This is a genomic window from Bradyrhizobium lablabi (assembly GCF_018129385.1).
Classification (GTDB): domain Bacteria; phylum Pseudomonadota; class Alphaproteobacteria; order Rhizobiales; family Xanthobacteraceae; genus Bradyrhizobium; species Bradyrhizobium lablabi_C.
The window spans coordinates 274386-288436 of record NZ_JAFCLN010000005.1 but is presented as its reverse complement, the minus strand read 5'-3'; the positions used below and the strand labels follow the sequence as shown (position 1 = coordinate 288436).

10 protein-coding genes and 1 pseudogene are annotated in these 14051 nt (G+C 60.4%); 4 read left to right on the top strand and 7 right to left on the bottom strand.

All coding sequences use genetic code 11. From position 1 onward, the window contains the following. Nucleotides 1–56: 56 nt before the first annotated feature. Nucleotides 57–431 carry a hypothetical protein gene (locus tag JQ628_RS13385; protein WP_212223029.1) on the bottom strand — a complete coding sequence of 125 codons (375 nt, stop codon included), beginning with the start codon at nucleotides 429–431 and terminating at the stop codon, nucleotides 57–59. Nucleotides 432–656: 225 nt separating this feature from the next. Then, nucleotides 657–1182: pseudogene (locus tag JQ628_RS13380) on the bottom strand (DMT family transporter); the annotation flags it as partial. Between the two features lie 788 nt (nucleotides 1183–1970). Between JQ628_RS13380 and JQ628_RS13375 the strand changes: the two are divergent. The 4 genes from JQ628_RS13375 to JQ628_RS13360 all read left to right on the top strand — a co-directional run bounded on the left by JQ628_RS13375 (nucleotide 1971) and on the right by JQ628_RS13360 (nucleotide 8746). Beyond that, entirely contained in the window at nucleotides 1971–5732 is a 3762-nt protein-coding gene (locus JQ628_RS13375) for a vitamin B12-dependent ribonucleotide reductase (protein WP_212223028.1), read from the top strand. A gap of 151 nt (nucleotides 5733–5883) precedes the next feature. Next, on the top strand, nucleotides 5884–6516 hold the full coding sequence (locus JQ628_RS13370) for a DUF5343 domain-containing protein (RefSeq protein WP_212223027.1): 633 nt from the start codon (nucleotides 5884–5886) through the stop codon (nucleotides 6514–6516). Then, nucleotides 6509–7090 (top strand): Swt1 family HEPN domain-containing protein, encoded by a 582-nt coding sequence (locus JQ628_RS13365; protein WP_212223026.1) that lies wholly within the window; start codon nucleotides 6509–6511, stop codon nucleotides 7088–7090. Before JQ628_RS13370 ends, JQ628_RS13365 begins: the two co-directional genes overlap by 8 nt. A 171-nt stretch (nucleotides 7091–7261) precedes the next feature. Beyond that, a complete protein-coding gene (locus tag JQ628_RS13360; protein WP_212223025.1) occupies nucleotides 7262–8746 on the top strand; it encodes a transposase in 1485 nt (494 codons plus the stop codon). 120 nt (nucleotides 8747–8866) lie between these two features. Here JQ628_RS13360 and JQ628_RS13355 read toward each other — a convergent pair whose 3' ends face one another. The 5 genes from JQ628_RS13355 to JQ628_RS13335 all read right to left on the bottom strand — a co-directional run bounded on the left by JQ628_RS13355 (nucleotide 8867) and on the right by JQ628_RS13335 (nucleotide 13718). Continuing rightward, on the bottom strand, nucleotides 8867–9136 hold the full coding sequence (locus JQ628_RS13355; protein ID WP_212223024.1) for a DUF2312 domain-containing protein: 270 nt from the start codon (nucleotides 9134–9136) through the stop codon (nucleotides 8867–8869). Between the two features lie 250 nt (nucleotides 9137–9386). Next, nucleotides 9387–9743 carry a septal ring lytic transglycosylase RlpA family protein gene (locus JQ628_RS13350; protein WP_212223023.1) on the bottom strand — a complete coding sequence of 119 codons (357 nt, stop codon included), beginning with the start codon at nucleotides 9741–9743 and terminating at the stop codon, nucleotides 9387–9389. 250 nt (nucleotides 9744–9993) lie between these two features. Next, nucleotides 9994–10596 (bottom strand): phasin family protein, encoded by a 603-nt coding sequence (locus JQ628_RS13345; RefSeq protein ID WP_212223022.1) that lies wholly within the window; start codon nucleotides 10594–10596, stop codon nucleotides 9994–9996. Nucleotides 10597–11631: 1035 nt separating this feature from the next. Further along, entirely contained in the window at nucleotides 11632–12342 is a 711-nt protein-coding gene (locus tag JQ628_RS13340) for an ROK family protein (RefSeq protein ID WP_212223021.1), read from the bottom strand. Nucleotides 12343–12743: 401 nt separating this feature from the next. After that, a complete protein-coding gene (locus JQ628_RS13335) occupies nucleotides 12744–13718 on the bottom strand; it encodes a tripartite tricarboxylate transporter substrate binding protein (protein ID WP_212223020.1) in 975 nt (324 codons plus the stop codon). Between the last annotated feature and the right edge of the window lie 333 nt (nucleotides 13719–14051).

Here is a 14051-nt window from a genome sequence, read left to right as displayed (position 1 = left end):
CGCAGACAGTCCTGCGGCCTTTCGTTCACGGGAACTTTCAGGTCACGCCGTGGCGATCACCAGCCGTAGCCATAGCTGCGATAGTAGCGCGGGCCGTAAGCGTAGGCGCGCCGATATCCATAATAAGGCCCGCCGTAGTAAGCGCGCCGGTAACCGCCGTAATAATACGGGCCGCCGCCGTAATAGCCGTAGCTGTACGCCGGCCCGTAGCCGCCGTAATAGCCATACGGTCCTCCGCCGTAGTAGCCATAAGGGCCGTAGGCATAGGCGCTGGAAGCGATGCCACCGATCACTGCGCCGGCAATGAGGCCGCCCGCGATACCGGGACCCCAGCCCCAGCCGCCTCGCCACGCATGGGCTTGTGATGGGGCCGCCAGCGTCGCGACACCTACCGTAGCAGTGGTCACTAACGCCAATACTGCTTTTCTCATTTTAAAGCCTCCGCTCTTTACTGAACATTCAACTGGCCAAGGGCCCATAGTTTCCGGCACGCAACCCGTGTGCAGGGCCGTGGCCAAAATTTAATATTGATGAACGGCCCGAGAAAGCCGCCGCCTGTATGCAGGTACGCCTGCTCCCGAGAAAATGAAGACTTATGATCGCGTCGCCAGCACGACCGCGGCCAGCGTCAGGATCAGCGGCGCGATCTGGCCCGGGCCGAGCGCAAAGCCGAACGCACCGCCGAGCGCCATCAGGATTCCCGGCAGCTTGGCGATGCTGGCGCCAAAGCCGTTGCCGCCCATGATGCTGGCGAGGCCCGCGAACGCCATCACCAGCGCAATCGCAACACCTTCGGCCGCTCGCCCAGCGCCGGCCAAGCCAGAAGCGACGCCCACACCGGCATGGTGCAGGCGATCAGCGTTGCCTCGCTCGCCGGCAGGTACAGCAGCGCGAACGCCATCAGCACCATCCAGCATGTGACGTTGAGAATCGCCGCCAGCACCAGCCGCGGCCATTGTCCCCCGGCGACGGCAAGCCCCTGCCCTCGCGCCACCGCAAGCGCCGCCAGCAGCAGCGCTGCCGATCACACCCATGCAGCCGCGCAGCGTCAGCGGCGGCAATTCGCCGAGCAGGTATTTTGTCACCGGCCAGTTGAAGCCCCACCCCACCGACGTGATGGCAAGGAACAGGAAGCCCGGGGGCGCAAGTCCGCGCTCGCGCGGCCGTTTTTGATTCTGTCATGGGAGACGCAATCAGGGTGGAATCGAGCTCCGCTCTGCCCGTTCATGAGGCCCCCGCCGCGGGCGCGCGGACATGCCAGCCACGTCCCCTCCGTAGCCTTACGTGAGTCTCGAAAGTGCAATGGCCGGGCCGCAATAAATAGTTCGCCTGTGAACAGCGGGCGCAGCGCGAATTCACACCCTGTGGGAAGATTCTTTTCCCTTCCGAATCCCTGAGGACTCACTGATACTTGGCTCGATCACAGGCGCGGCATCGGCCCCTGTTTTCCCTCCCTTTCCACCATATTTAGTATTTGATTCAGGAACTCGTACTAATCCTTGACGGGCGTAACGGGTTTGTCCTAGCCTTCATCCTGTTCGGCGCGAGTGAGTTTGGGTCCCGCCGGTCGATCCCAAAGGGTCCGAAATGACCACTCCGCCACGCCGGTCGAGGCAGCGGGTGAAGGGCTTGTCTGCCCGAAATTCGGGACCTCCTGGGGGACGCAAACGGGCCGGAAACAGGCCCGACGGGCAGGCCGGAAACGGCCGGGGATAACGGGGTCGGAGTTTGCGTTTGGGGCGTTGAATGCATGGGCCTGAAAACCCCGTTGGGGTGGAAGGGCGCGTGCCGCTGCGGCGTCGGTGCCTGGATGGCATCGAATCGGTGGCGAGAGAAACTGGGCCGGATCCACCGGCTTAACCGCGAAGTGAAGGGACCGCGGCATTCGAACCGAATGCGCGGGATCGGAATTTCGCTCAAGGAACAAACATCCGGCGCGAGCCGGGAGAAGAACACGGGGCACGACAAAAATGCGAATCGAACGCCGCAACACCACCGCCGGTCAGTCACCCTACTCCGGGATTGATTTCAGATTGACGACATCCGAGATCCGCAATCCCGACGGCTCGATCGTGTTCCGCGCCGAAAATGTCGAAGTGCCCCAGTTCTGGTCGCAGGTCGCCTCCGACGTGCTGGCCCAGAAGTATTTCCGCAAGGCGGGCGTGGCCGCGCGCCTGAAGAAGGTCGAGGAAGAGACCGTGCCGTCCTGGCTGTGGCGCTCGGTGCCCGACCAGGAGGCGCTTGCCCTGCTGCCTGAGAAAGAGCGCATCGTCGGCGAAACCAGCGCAAAGCAGGTGTTCGATCGCCTCGCCGGCTGCTGGACCTATTGGGGCTGGAAGGGCGGCTATTTCTCCTCAGAAGAAGACGCGCAGGCCTTCTATGACGAGCTCCGCTTCCAACTGGCAAAACAGATGGTCGCGCCGAACTCGCCGCAATGGTTCAACACCGGTCTGCACTGGGCCTACGGCATCGATGGTCCCGGCCAGGGCCACTATTACGTCGACTGGAAGACCGGCAAGCTGACCAAGTCGAAGTCGGCCTATGAGCATCCGCAGCCGCATGCCTGCTTCATCCAGGGCATCGAGGACGACCTCGTCAACGAGGGCGGCATTATGGACCTCTGGGTGCGCGAGGCGCGCCTGTTCAAATACGGCTCCGGCACCGGCTCCAACTTCTCCCGCCTGCGCGGTGAAGGCGAGCGCCTGTCCGGCGGCGGCCGCTCCAGCGGCCTGATGTCTTTCCTCAAGATCGGCGACCGCGCCGCGGGCGCGATCAAGAGCGGCGGCACGACGCGCCGCGCCGCCAAGATGGTGGTGGTCGACGTCGATCACCCCGACATCGAGACCTATATCGACTGGAAGGTGAAGGAGGAGCAGAAGGTCGCCGCCCTCGTCACCGGCTCAAAGATCAACCAGAAGCATCTGAAGGCCGTGATGAAGGCCTGCGTCAACTGCGAAGGCAGTGGCGATGATTGCTTCGACCCCGAGAAGAATCCTGCGCTCCGCCGCGAGATCAAGCTCGCGCGCCGCGCGCTGGTGCCCGACAACTACATCAAGCGGGTGATCCAGTTTGCCAAGCAGGGCTACAAGGACATCCAGTTCGACATCTACGACACCGACTGGGATTCGGAAGCCTACCTTACGGTGTCAGGCCAGAACTCCAACAACTCGGTCTCGCTGAAGGACGATTTCCTTCGCGCCGTGGAAACGAATGGCGACTGGAATCTGATCGGCCGCACGACGAAGAAGGTGACGAAGACTCTCAAGGCCCGCGACCTCTGGGAAAAGATCGGCTACGCCGCCTGGGCGAGCGCCGATCCCGGCCTGCACTTCAACACCACCATGAACGACTGGCACACCTGCAAGGCGTCCGGCGACATCCGCGCGTCGAACCCGTGCTCGGAGTACATGTTCCTGGACGACACCGCGTGCAACCTCGCCTCGGCGAATCTGCTGACGTTCTACAGCACGTCAACCAAGCGCTTCGACGTCGAGTCCTACGAGCACCTCTGCCGGCTCTGGACCATCGTGCTGGAAATCTCCGTCATGATGGCGCAGTTCCCGTCGAAGGCGATCGCCGAACTCTCCTACGAGTTCCGCACGCTCGGCCTCGGCTTCGCCAATATCGGCGGCCTCTTGATGACCATGGGCCTGCCGTATGACTCGAAGGAAGGCCGCTCGCTCTGCGGCGCGCTCACCGCTGTGATGACCGGCGTCGCGTACGCGACCTCGGCCGAGATGGCCAAGGAGCTCGGCGCCTTCCCCGGCTACAAGAAGAACGCCGGCCACATGCTGCGCGTGATCCGCAATCACCGCCGCGCCGCCCATGGCGAGACCGCGGGCTATGAAGCGCTCTCGGTCAACCCGGTGGCGCTCGATCACGCCGCTTGCCCGCAAGCCGACATCGTCACCCGCGCCAAGCTCGCCTGGGACGCTGCGCTCTCGCTCGGCGAACAGCACGGCTATCGCAACGCGCAGACCACCGTGGTGGCGCCGACCGGCACCATCGGCCTCGTGATGGATTGCGACACCACTGGCATCGAGCCGGACTTTGCGCTGGTCAAGTTCAAGAAGCTGGCCGGCGGCGGCTACTTCAAGATCATCAACCAGGCGGTCCCCGAGGCGCTGCGCGCGCTCGGCTACCGCGAGAGCGAGATCGCCGAGATCGAGGCCTATGCGGTGGGCCACGGCTCGCTGTCGAACGCCCCCGGCATCAACGCCTCGACGCTGAAGGCAAAGGGCTTCACCGATGAAGCCATTGCGAAAGTGGAAAAGGCCCTGCCGACCGCCTTCGACATCAAGTTCGCCTTCAACAAGTGGACCTTTGGCGAGGATTTTATCCGCGACCAGCTCGGCATCGGCGCGGAAGCGATCGCCGCCCCCGGCTTCGACCTGCTCTCGGCCGTCGGCTTCACCAGGCGGGAGATCGAGGCCGCCAACGTGCACATCTGCGGCGCGATGACGGTGGAAGGCGCGCCGCATCTGAAGGCCGAGCACCATCCCGTGTTCGACTGCGCCAATCCCTGCGGCAAGATCGGCAAGCGCTATCTCTCGGTCGAGAGCCACATCCGCATGATGGCGGCGTCGCAGCCGTTCATCTCCGGCGCGATCAGCAAGACCATCAACATGCCGAACGACGCCACGGTGGAGGACTGCAAGTCCGCTTACCTGCTCTCGTGGAAACTCGCATTGAAAGCCAACGCGCTCTACCGCGACGGCTCGAAGTTGAGCCAGCCGCTCAACTCGCAGCTCATCTCTGACGATGAGGACGAGGACGATGTGGTGGAGCAGCTCTACGAGAAGCCGATGGCCGCGCGCGCCGCGCAGGTCTCGGAAAAGATCGTCGAAAAACTGGTCGAGCGCATCGTCGTGATGCGCGAGCGCGAGAAGATGCCGGACCGACGCAAGGGATACACCCAGAAGGCGGTGGTCGGCGGCCACAAGGTCTATCTTCGCACCGGCGAATATGACGATGGCCGTCTCGGCGAGATCTTCATCGACATGCACAAGGAAGGCGCGGCGCTGCGCTCCTTCATCAACAACTTTGCGATCGCCGTCTCGCTCGGCCTGCAATACGGCGTGCCGCTGGAGGAATATGTCGACGCCTTCACCTTCACCCGCTTCGAGCCGGCGGGGCCCGTACAGGGCAACGACAGCATCAAATATGCGACCTCGATCCTCGACTACGTCTTCCGCGAGCTCGCGGTCAGCTACATGAGCCGCTTCGATCTCGCCCATGTCGACCCCAACGAGAGCGGCTTTGACGCGCTCGGCAAGGGCGTCGAGGAAGGCAAGGAGCCGGACGAGACCGGCGCCCAGGCGACAAAATATCTGTCGAAGGGCCTCACCCGCTCCCGCACCGACAACTTGGTCGTGATGCGCGGCGGCTCGGCGGCGGTCTCGGCCAATGCCGACAACGCTCCCGCCGGCGGCGCCCGCGTCACCGCGCTCGGCCCCAACCACAGCCGCGTCGGCGACGCCATCGACGGCGCCGTCGCCCTGAAGCAGGAAGTCAGCCACGACCTCTCCCCGACCGAGCGGCTGGAGCAGCTACAATGGAGCAAGGCGGGCGCCGCGGCAGTCGCCGCCCCGTCCAAGGCCGAACGCCGCGCCGAAGCGAAAGCCAAGGGCTACGAAGGCGAGATGTGCAGCGAATGCGGCAACTTCACGCTGGTGCGGAATGGGACCTGCATGAAGTGCGATACTTGTGGCAGCACGACGGGATGTTCGTGAGGAAAATTTACCCAACCGCGCTAATAACAGTGTTGGGGCGACGCAATGCGCGTCGCCCTTGACACATGCGAACAAAGCATGAATATCTAACTAAACTTGAAGTAGTACACATATTAAATGTGGTTGCGGAGCGAACATTGAGAAATCAGACATGGCGCTGACCAACGCATATGTGCTGCCTACAAACCGTATCCCTGATCTGTTTCGGAAAATTCAGGATGGTCAGGCGCCTGACCGCTTTTCCATTCAACTGCTGAAGGATTGGGGTTTCACATCAACCAACGATCGCGCGTTTATTCCGTTGCTCAAGGCCCTGGGGTTTTTAACAGCAGACGGAATGCCAACCCAACGCTACCAAGATTATCGTGATCACTCCCGATCAAAGCACGTCCTCGGGCAAGCAATCAGAGAAGCGTACGGTGACATCTTTCTCATCAAGGAGCAGCCAACCGCCTCTGACCGAAATGCAATCGAGGGAAAGTTCAAGAGCTATCATAATGCAAGCGACAATGTTGCCACACTGATGACGAAGACCTTCTTTGGTCTCCTCCCGCTGGCCGACCTCTCTAAAACCGCTTCAGATAAGGCAAAGGCCGATGTAGCTGTGCAGCTCAATTTAGATGACCGGACAAATGGCGGAGATACGGACGCAAATCTTAGGAAGCACCACGGAGGCATTGACCGCAGCTTTCACTACAATATTCAGATACACCTTCCAGCAACGAAGGACGTAGAGGTCTATAATTCGATCTTCAAGTCGCTCAAGGAGCACTTGCTTGACTAATCGTGACATTCGCAATTTCCTCTTCCGAGGCCTCATGTTCGAGGCGGAAGCGGACACATTCAGACGCGCCGGAATTCAAATCGGCGCAAGCGAGACGGAGACAGAGGAAAACTTGATGCGCGAGGCGCTGGCTCCTTTCGGGATAGCCAGACGAAACAACGCGCTTGAGATGGCTCGGCTCTACGCAGTTCTCTTTTGCTTCGAGAATGAAATCCGGGACTTCATTCGAGAAGCTTTAGAAGAAAAGGAAGGCGTAGACTGGCAAGACAAGCTACTGCCGAAGATCAAAGAGCATGCCGAGGGCCGCCGCGAAACGGCGCTCAAAGATACTTGGCTCGAAGGTGAAAAAGCCGATCTACTAGGCTTCGTAGACTTCGGCCAGCTCGCACAAATCATCATTGCAAAGTGGGATCACTTCAAAGACGTCGTACCAAGTCAGCACTGGCTGAAGCAGAGAATGGACGAAATGGAAAAGGCGAGGAACTTCATTGCTCATAATCGCATGCTTCTCCCAAGCGAGTTTCAGCGCCTCTACATGTACATAGCCGATTGGAATCGAGCGATCGGTCTGTAGAACGCGCGGTACGACGAGGCACACTCATAGCGAAAGCAATTAATTTCGTTTGTGAAGGCCGCTCGAGTGAGCGGCCCTTTCTCCATCATAAGGGATCAAAAAGCCAAAAAGGTAGATCTACAAATACTCGTCAACCGCAGGTACTGTAAAGCGCCATGCGGAGTACCGACCTTGTCGCAGATTACGCTTCCCAAAGATATGTTTCACCTGAGACGCGGTGAACGGCCGCTATACGGTCAACAACCGGACCTGAAGAAAGCAGTCGAGTATTTCAAGTCTCTGCTGAAGGAAGGCGAATGGGAAAGCCGTCGAGCTGCGATTGCTACGAGATTCCATCAAAGCTTGATTGGCGAAAGGCCGCCGACGGAGAAAGGCACTTACTACGACGATCGCGATCTCTTCGGCTGGTTTCTATTTTTGGGAGAGGCCTTCAATGATCATCCTTGGAATTACGAAATCTACTATGGCTCCCGCGTCGTACCCGTGCTGGCAACTATTGGCCACTCCCTCGACATCCTGAAATCAACCGATGGGTTCGAGGATCGGGCCAAGCGGCTTGTCCGCAATGACAAGGCACAGCCCAATGGGCTCTTGTTCGAAATGCTTGTTGCCGCGGCGTACGGTAGAGCGGGTGCGAAAGTGGTTATGCGGCCCGAAACTCCTGGCGAGGGGAAATCGCACGATCTCGACGTCGAACTGGACGGCAAGCGATGGGCTATTGAGTGTAAACGACTTGAGGGCGGCGGCGAATATGTAGAGACAGAACGACTCCGGATGCACAAGCTATGGGACGGCGCTTGCGCGAAGCTTGTGCGGCAAGAACGCTCGTGCCTGCTGAACATCGAGTTTAAGGTCGAACTCAATCAGGTTCCGGATGGCTACATTTTTCATCGAACGGGACGGTATCTGAACGGATGTAAGACCGGATATCTCTGGAGCGACCGAATAGCGGATGGTGATTTTTCTGACCTAAGTCTGAATGACCTGCAGGACGCCCTCAAGAGAGAACCGGTCGTTCATCCAAGTCCACTATTCACAAAGCTATTAACGGGCGATCACAAGCGTGGCGATAGCCTGCTGTCCATGTTGAGGATTCAGCACGCATCCAATCCTCACTACGTCAAGGAGATCGATTTGGCCGTCCTAAACAAATGGGACAGTCAGGCCGAAACCGCGATTGAGAAAAAGGCACGTGATATTACAAAGCGCCTTTCCGAAGCAAATAGCCAGTTGCCAGCCGATATTCCCGGCGTGGTTCACATCGGATTTGATTGTCTTGGCAAAGACGAAATCGAAGTCAGACGCTACAACAAGATCATTAGTTCGACTCGTGACTTCGACCGTGGTGCCTCCCAACTTGAAGTGATCTACTGCCACTACTTTGCACCTGACCCAACTCCGGAGGACGTTTGGGCAATAGACGAAACCATTCAATGGATCGTAAGAAACGGAACTTCCCAAGAAAGACCATTAAAGCCAGGACGAGTTCTGCTCTCGGACGGACCAGGGCGCGAAGGTGTCTACTGGGACAATGGCAAACTAGCCGCTGTAGAGGCAGAAGCCGTTGTCGCGCCGAGCGATGCTAAATCGAGACGCCTGCTGAAGCGAATCCGCAAACTGTTTGGTCCGTTTGTCATGAAGGACGAGACGTCATGACCCCATCGCAGGGCGCAATAGAGCTCGTAGGCCGCATTAGCAAGTAGCCCGGATGAGCCAACCGGGCGCGCATTCGCGACCCGTTGGCTCATCCGCACTGCGCTCGCTTGTTCGATCGGCTCAGGCCGCCTTCGCTGCTGGCTCCGGCGGCGCCGTTTCCATCGCCCGCATGTAGAGATCGAGCAGGCTTTCGCGCTCGTCGCGCTCGTCCTGGTCCTGCTTCCTCAGCTTGATGATCTCCTTGAGGATCTTCACATCAAACCCCTCGCCCTTGGCTTCCGAAAAGACTTCCTTCTTCTGCTCGTTCAGCTCCTGCAATTCGGTGTCGAGGTTCTCGATCCGCTCAACGAAAGAACGGATCCGGCCGCCGGGAATGGTGACGTCAGACATGGTGACTCCCTGTTGAATGAGGTCGTGAAAATGACCGCAAACAAATAACCAATGTCTTAACGTGGAAAGTTCCCGCCTCCGCAACCAGCCGTAGAGGGATTAGCACAGCGTAATCCGCCGTTATGGATTCAACCGATGCGGCTGATTACGCAGGAGCCTGTCATCGCCGCGCGAGCGCAATTGCACTCGCCGCGCATCGCGCGGACCGGTTGGGCCAATCCGCCCTGCGCGCCGCTCGGATAGCGGCGCATCACAACGGCCCCCTTAGGGCCAGCACCGGGTGCTCGGTGAGCGACACCCGCTGAATACCATTCATCCCGAGCGCGCGGGCTGCACCGGTCGACAGGTCGATACACCGTCCCTTGATGAATGGGCCGCGATCATTGATCCGGACAATGACGCTACGACCGCTCTTGTGCGAAGTGATGGTGACCTGAGAACCAAATGGCCTGGTACGATGCGCCGCCGTCATCGCATTCGGATTCATTCGCTCGCCGGATGCAGTGCGACCGCCGCTATAGCCGTAGTGGGAAGCGATGCAGGTTTCGGCGGATGCCGATGCTGATGTGCAGGCAAGCGCCATCGCAACGCAAACTGGGCGGAGCATCTTCAGTTCCCGTGTCCCGCCCAGATCAGAAACAACTGCTCGCGCCCTTCGTTCCGCGGCAGTTCGTCGCGAGGAAATTTTTAGCGACCTCTGGGCGGGGGCAATTTCTCTGGCTCGTAAGGTTCAACCGCCCTCGGCTAATCCACCTCGCGCGCTCCATGAGGCCGATAATTGTCGGCAAGGACTCGCTGGTACGCGAGCGGCTCAAGATGCAGCCGCTCGTGTTACCATCGTTCTACTGAAGCTTTACCTAAGCTGCGCGCTGCGTGCGTTCGATACTTTCAGTGATGTGCTTTCCAGCGTCGTCCGCTACCCTGAGCGACATGTCGGCCATTCGGCGGCTGCTCTCGAGAGCATTCATCATGGAATCGCGCAACAGATCGGTTTGAACGGCTGCCAGATCCTGAGGCGTTCGGCAGCGCCAGAGTTCGTTCATCCGGTCTACGCTCGTTTCGAGTTGGTGACGAAGGAATGCAAAGTACTCTCGCGACACTCCGTTCATCCCGTGAGCGAGGGCAGATGCAGAGTACATGATCGCTTCAGCGTTGCGGGCCGAGCGTTCCGTTGCCTTTTGTGCTTCATCTCCCGTCAAACCGAACGTCCGACCAAACTGGTCAGTGGAGCGACTCACGACACTCGTCGCCGTGTCCAGACCGAGGCGCCATGTGTTCTGTAGCATCTCGGCGTTTTGCTGCGCCAAATGGGCGCCAGCCTTGGTCACCTCCTCCCCTGCCTGGGCCGCCGCGAGCCCGATCCGTCTCGTTTGCTCAGCGGTCCTCTCGTTCGTGCGCTGCGCAGTTTCCGCGACGTTCTCCGTGTGGGTGGACTTCCCTTCCTGGCGTGGATTGGCCATGCTTGTTCTCTCCCTCGATGTCTAAGGAATGTTTTGGCAGGATCCCCTGAGTTTTCATCACAAGCATCCTGCGCAAAGCCAACGTGGCCGTTTTGGGGGCGTTCCTTGCAATTGAATTTTTCATCGAGCGTCGGCACTGCCGATGGAATACGTGCTTTCCGAGTTCCGGCCGTTCCGCGAACGGGTTTCGTGACCGGCGTTGACGCTGGCAAACAAGGACGTTTGGTTGCGGCCTCCGTCTGTCACCGATCCGCCCTCACGATCCTGCGTCGCCTCGCGCGCAAGCACGATCTTGCGCCCCAGCTGCGACAAATCAGCCCGTCGGGCAAATCAGTTCTGATTTTCGGAAATCATGTCAAGCCCCGAAATAAAAAATATTCCGCTTGTCAATTTCGGCAAATCAGAATTATAACAGCGGCACCTCATCCCCGAGGAGGGGCGTTGGCCATCGCCACCAAACGTTGGGATGGGATGCGGTGGACGCGCTTGTTCAGTGGACGACTGGGCAAGGGCGTACGGCGAAGTCGTGTGGTTCTGGCGCCGCGACGCTGGCGTTAAGTTGGCGGGAAGTGTCCCGCCGGCGACGGTGACAACAAGCCCGCTCACCGGGAAGAGCGCGATATAAGCCGTAAAGCCATTGCGCAGGGGAAGCCGGAATGCCTCCGCTTCACCTGTATGCTCGTGTGCAACTTCTTCTATGCGCAAGCACGCACACGAGACCTCGGGTGCAGCGTGCACCCGGCTTTCCCTGCGCCCTCCTTTTCAGGAGGGAGCGGCAACCGACGCAAAGCTCGGGCGCAGCGCGCCGCGAGAATGCGAGAGTCTGTCCGCTTGCTGTTTGACAGTTGAATCAAACCCCGCCTTACCGCCTGCGCGTGCCGGGCTGAGCCCAACGGCTGCGACCTACGCACCCTGCTTCGCCAGCACGTTACACGTCGTCCGGATAGTGGATTAGCGAAGCGTAACCCGCCGTCACGGTTTCAACCAAAGCGGCGGATTACGCTGCGCTAATCCGCCCTACGCAACATGGGCGAGCTAACTCGCCCTCCGCGAGCCCACCTTCCCCTTCCTCCACAGCCGAAATCCGCCTTCGAATGCGTTGGTGTTGGCGCCGAGGCGGACGTTTCGCGGCAGCTTGTCGAGCTTGTCGACGTTGCCGCCGCCCAGCATGATGTAATCCGGCTCCAGTGCCGCGAACAGGCGCTTGAGGACGTCATCGACGTCGCGTTGCCATTTCTTTCGGCCGACGCGCTTGAGGGCTGCGGCGCCGACGCATTGCTCAAAAGTCTTGCCGTTGCGGTACGGCAGGTGAGCGAGCTCCATCGGCTCCAGAACGCCATCCGCGATCATCGCGGAGCCAAGACCCGTTCCGAGCCCCAGGAACAGCATCCGGCCGCCCTGGTAGCTGCCGATCGCCTGCATCAGCGCATCGTTGACGACCTTGGTCGGGCGGCCAAACGCCTTTTCGAAATTGAAACCGGCCCACCCGCGACCGAGATTGTGCGGCTCCGACAAGGGCCGGTTGTTGATCACGGGTCCCGGATAGCCGATCGCGACGACGTCATAGGACCAGTCTTTGGTCAGCGCCTTGACGTTTCTCACCATCACTTTCGCGGAAAGGTCGGGGCCGGACGCAAACGCGCGCCTGATACGCTCGCTGCTGGTCATGACCTTCACGCGCGAACCGCCGATGTCGATCGCGAGGACCGTAGGCCGCGATGGCCGTTTCGCCGTTTTCTTCGCCATGAACCGCACGCCTCACGCTGTCGAACGAGCGCGACTGTAGCAAGTGCAGGCGGACCGGCCCACCGCATCAGCGCAACGGCGGCCCGCAACGAGCGCAGTTGCGCTCGCGCGGTGATGACAAGGCCAATCCGCGCTCAGGATGTTCTACATCCGACTCTATTTTGTTCTCAAAGAACGAATCGGAATCGCGCAAATCACCGCGCGGCAATCCTTAACAACGGGTTCACTTCATGTTGCACTCCGCATATCGGCCCAGCCGTGCGCCCCATGTATGCGCGGCATCCTACTTCGCCGGCCCCGAGCTGTAGGGCGGATTAGCCGAAGGCGTAATCCGCCGATTTTGTTTTTGCCGCAGTGGCGGATTACGCTGCGCTAATCCGCCCTACACTCTGGCACTTCCCCTACTTCGCCAGCCCCAGCGACTTCAGCGCCTCGCCGTTGTCCTTGTCGTCCGCCTTCATGAACTCGCCGTACTTCGCCCCGTCCATCCAGATCACATCGAAGCCGCGGCGCGTCATGAATTCCTTGAACTCGTCGCTGTCCCAGACCTTCTTGATCGCGGTCTCGTACTGCTTGGCAATCTCCGGCGGCAGGCCCTTGGGCGCCGCAAAGCCGCGCCACACGCCCTTGTGCCATTTGTGACCCGTCGCCTCCTCGGTGGTCGGCACATCAGGGAAATTCGGGGCACGCTTGGGCGAAAAGAACACGAGGCTGCGGATGCGGCCCGCCTTGAGCAGGGCTTCTGCTTCCGGCATCGAGCACGACACGAAATCGATGCCGCCGGCCGCCAGATCCGTCAGCGCGGTCGCAGCCCCCGTGGATGGCACCCAGCGGATCGTGCCCGGCGAAACGCCGTCGGCCTGCATCAGGCCGGCAAGCGCGACATGCCAGCTTCCGCCCTGCCCGGTGCCGGAGGCCGTGAGCTTGTTCGGGTTCGCCTTGATGTGCGCGAACAGCTCCTTGACGTTCTTGAACGAGGAGTCCGACTTGACGTGGATCGCCGCATAATCCTGGTTGACCAGCGCGAGCGGCGTATACTTCTCGTAGGTGAGATCGGTGAGCCCCACCCAGTGCATCAGGGTGATCTCGAGCGTGATGAGGCCGAAGGTGTAGCCGTCAGGCGCGGCCGAGGCGATCGCCTGGTGGCCGACCACGCCCGAGCCGCCGGTGCGGTTCACGACGTTCACCGGCTGCTTGAGATCGCGTTCGAGCTGAAGGGCAACCTGCCGCGCCACCGCGTCGGTGCCGCCGCCGGCCGCCCACGGCACGATCAGCGTGATCGGCCGCTCCGGGAAGGCCGCTTGCGCGGCGCCGGCCCCGAGCAGGCTTGCGGCCGCAAATGCCGCAAGCGCGAAATTCCTGACATGGCGAAACATGCGCAACCCCTCCCCATTATTTTTTGATGCGCCGGGTGAGCCCCGCGGCGCCGCGCTTTATGCGCTGTCCGCCATTCCGACGGCGGAGCGATGATATGTCAAGGGGACGTGCCGACGCATTGGCGCACGGTACTGTCGTCCCTGCGAACACGAACGCAGGGACCCATACCGCGTTGTGCCCTCGTGGGAGCGAGATCGACGATCCACCCTTAGCCAAACCAAAGCGGCGGCTGTGGGTCCCTGCGCCGGGAGCGCAATTGCGCCCCTAGGCAAGGACGACGAGAGAGTGGCGCTAATCCGCCCTTCGCCTCTGGCCAAACCACGTGAGAATCC

Bases quoted from the DNA above. Each gene is read 5' to 3' on its own strand.
- JQ628_RS13385 (WP_212223029.1), bottom strand. From the start codon at position 431: ATGAGAAAAGCAGTATTGGCGTTAGTGACCACTGCTACGGTAGGTGTC.
- JQ628_RS13375 (WP_212223028.1), top strand. From the start codon at position 1,971: ATGCGAATCGAACGCCGCAACACCACCGCCGGTCAGTCACCCTACTCC.
- JQ628_RS13370 (WP_212223027.1), top strand. From the start codon at position 5,884: ATGGCGCTGACCAACGCATATGTGCTGCCTACAAACCGTATCCCTGAT.
- JQ628_RS13355 (WP_212223024.1), bottom strand. From the start codon at position 9,136: ATGTCTGACGTCACCATTCCCGGCGGCCGGATCCGTTCTTTCGTTGAG.
- JQ628_RS13350 (WP_212223023.1), bottom strand. From the start codon at position 9,743: ATGCTCCGCCCAGTTTGCGTTGCGATGGCGCTTGCCTGCACATCAGCA.
- JQ628_RS13345 (WP_212223022.1), bottom strand. From the start codon at position 10,596: ATGGCCAATCCACGCCAGGAAGGGAAGTCCACCCACACGGAGAACGTC.
- JQ628_RS13340 (WP_212223021.1), bottom strand. From the start codon at position 12,342: ATGGCGAAGAAAACGGCGAAACGGCCATCGCGGCCTACGGTCCTCGCG.
- JQ628_RS13335 (WP_212223020.1), bottom strand. From the start codon at position 13,718: ATGTTTCGCCATGTCAGGAATTTCGCGCTTGCGGCATTTGCGGCCGCA.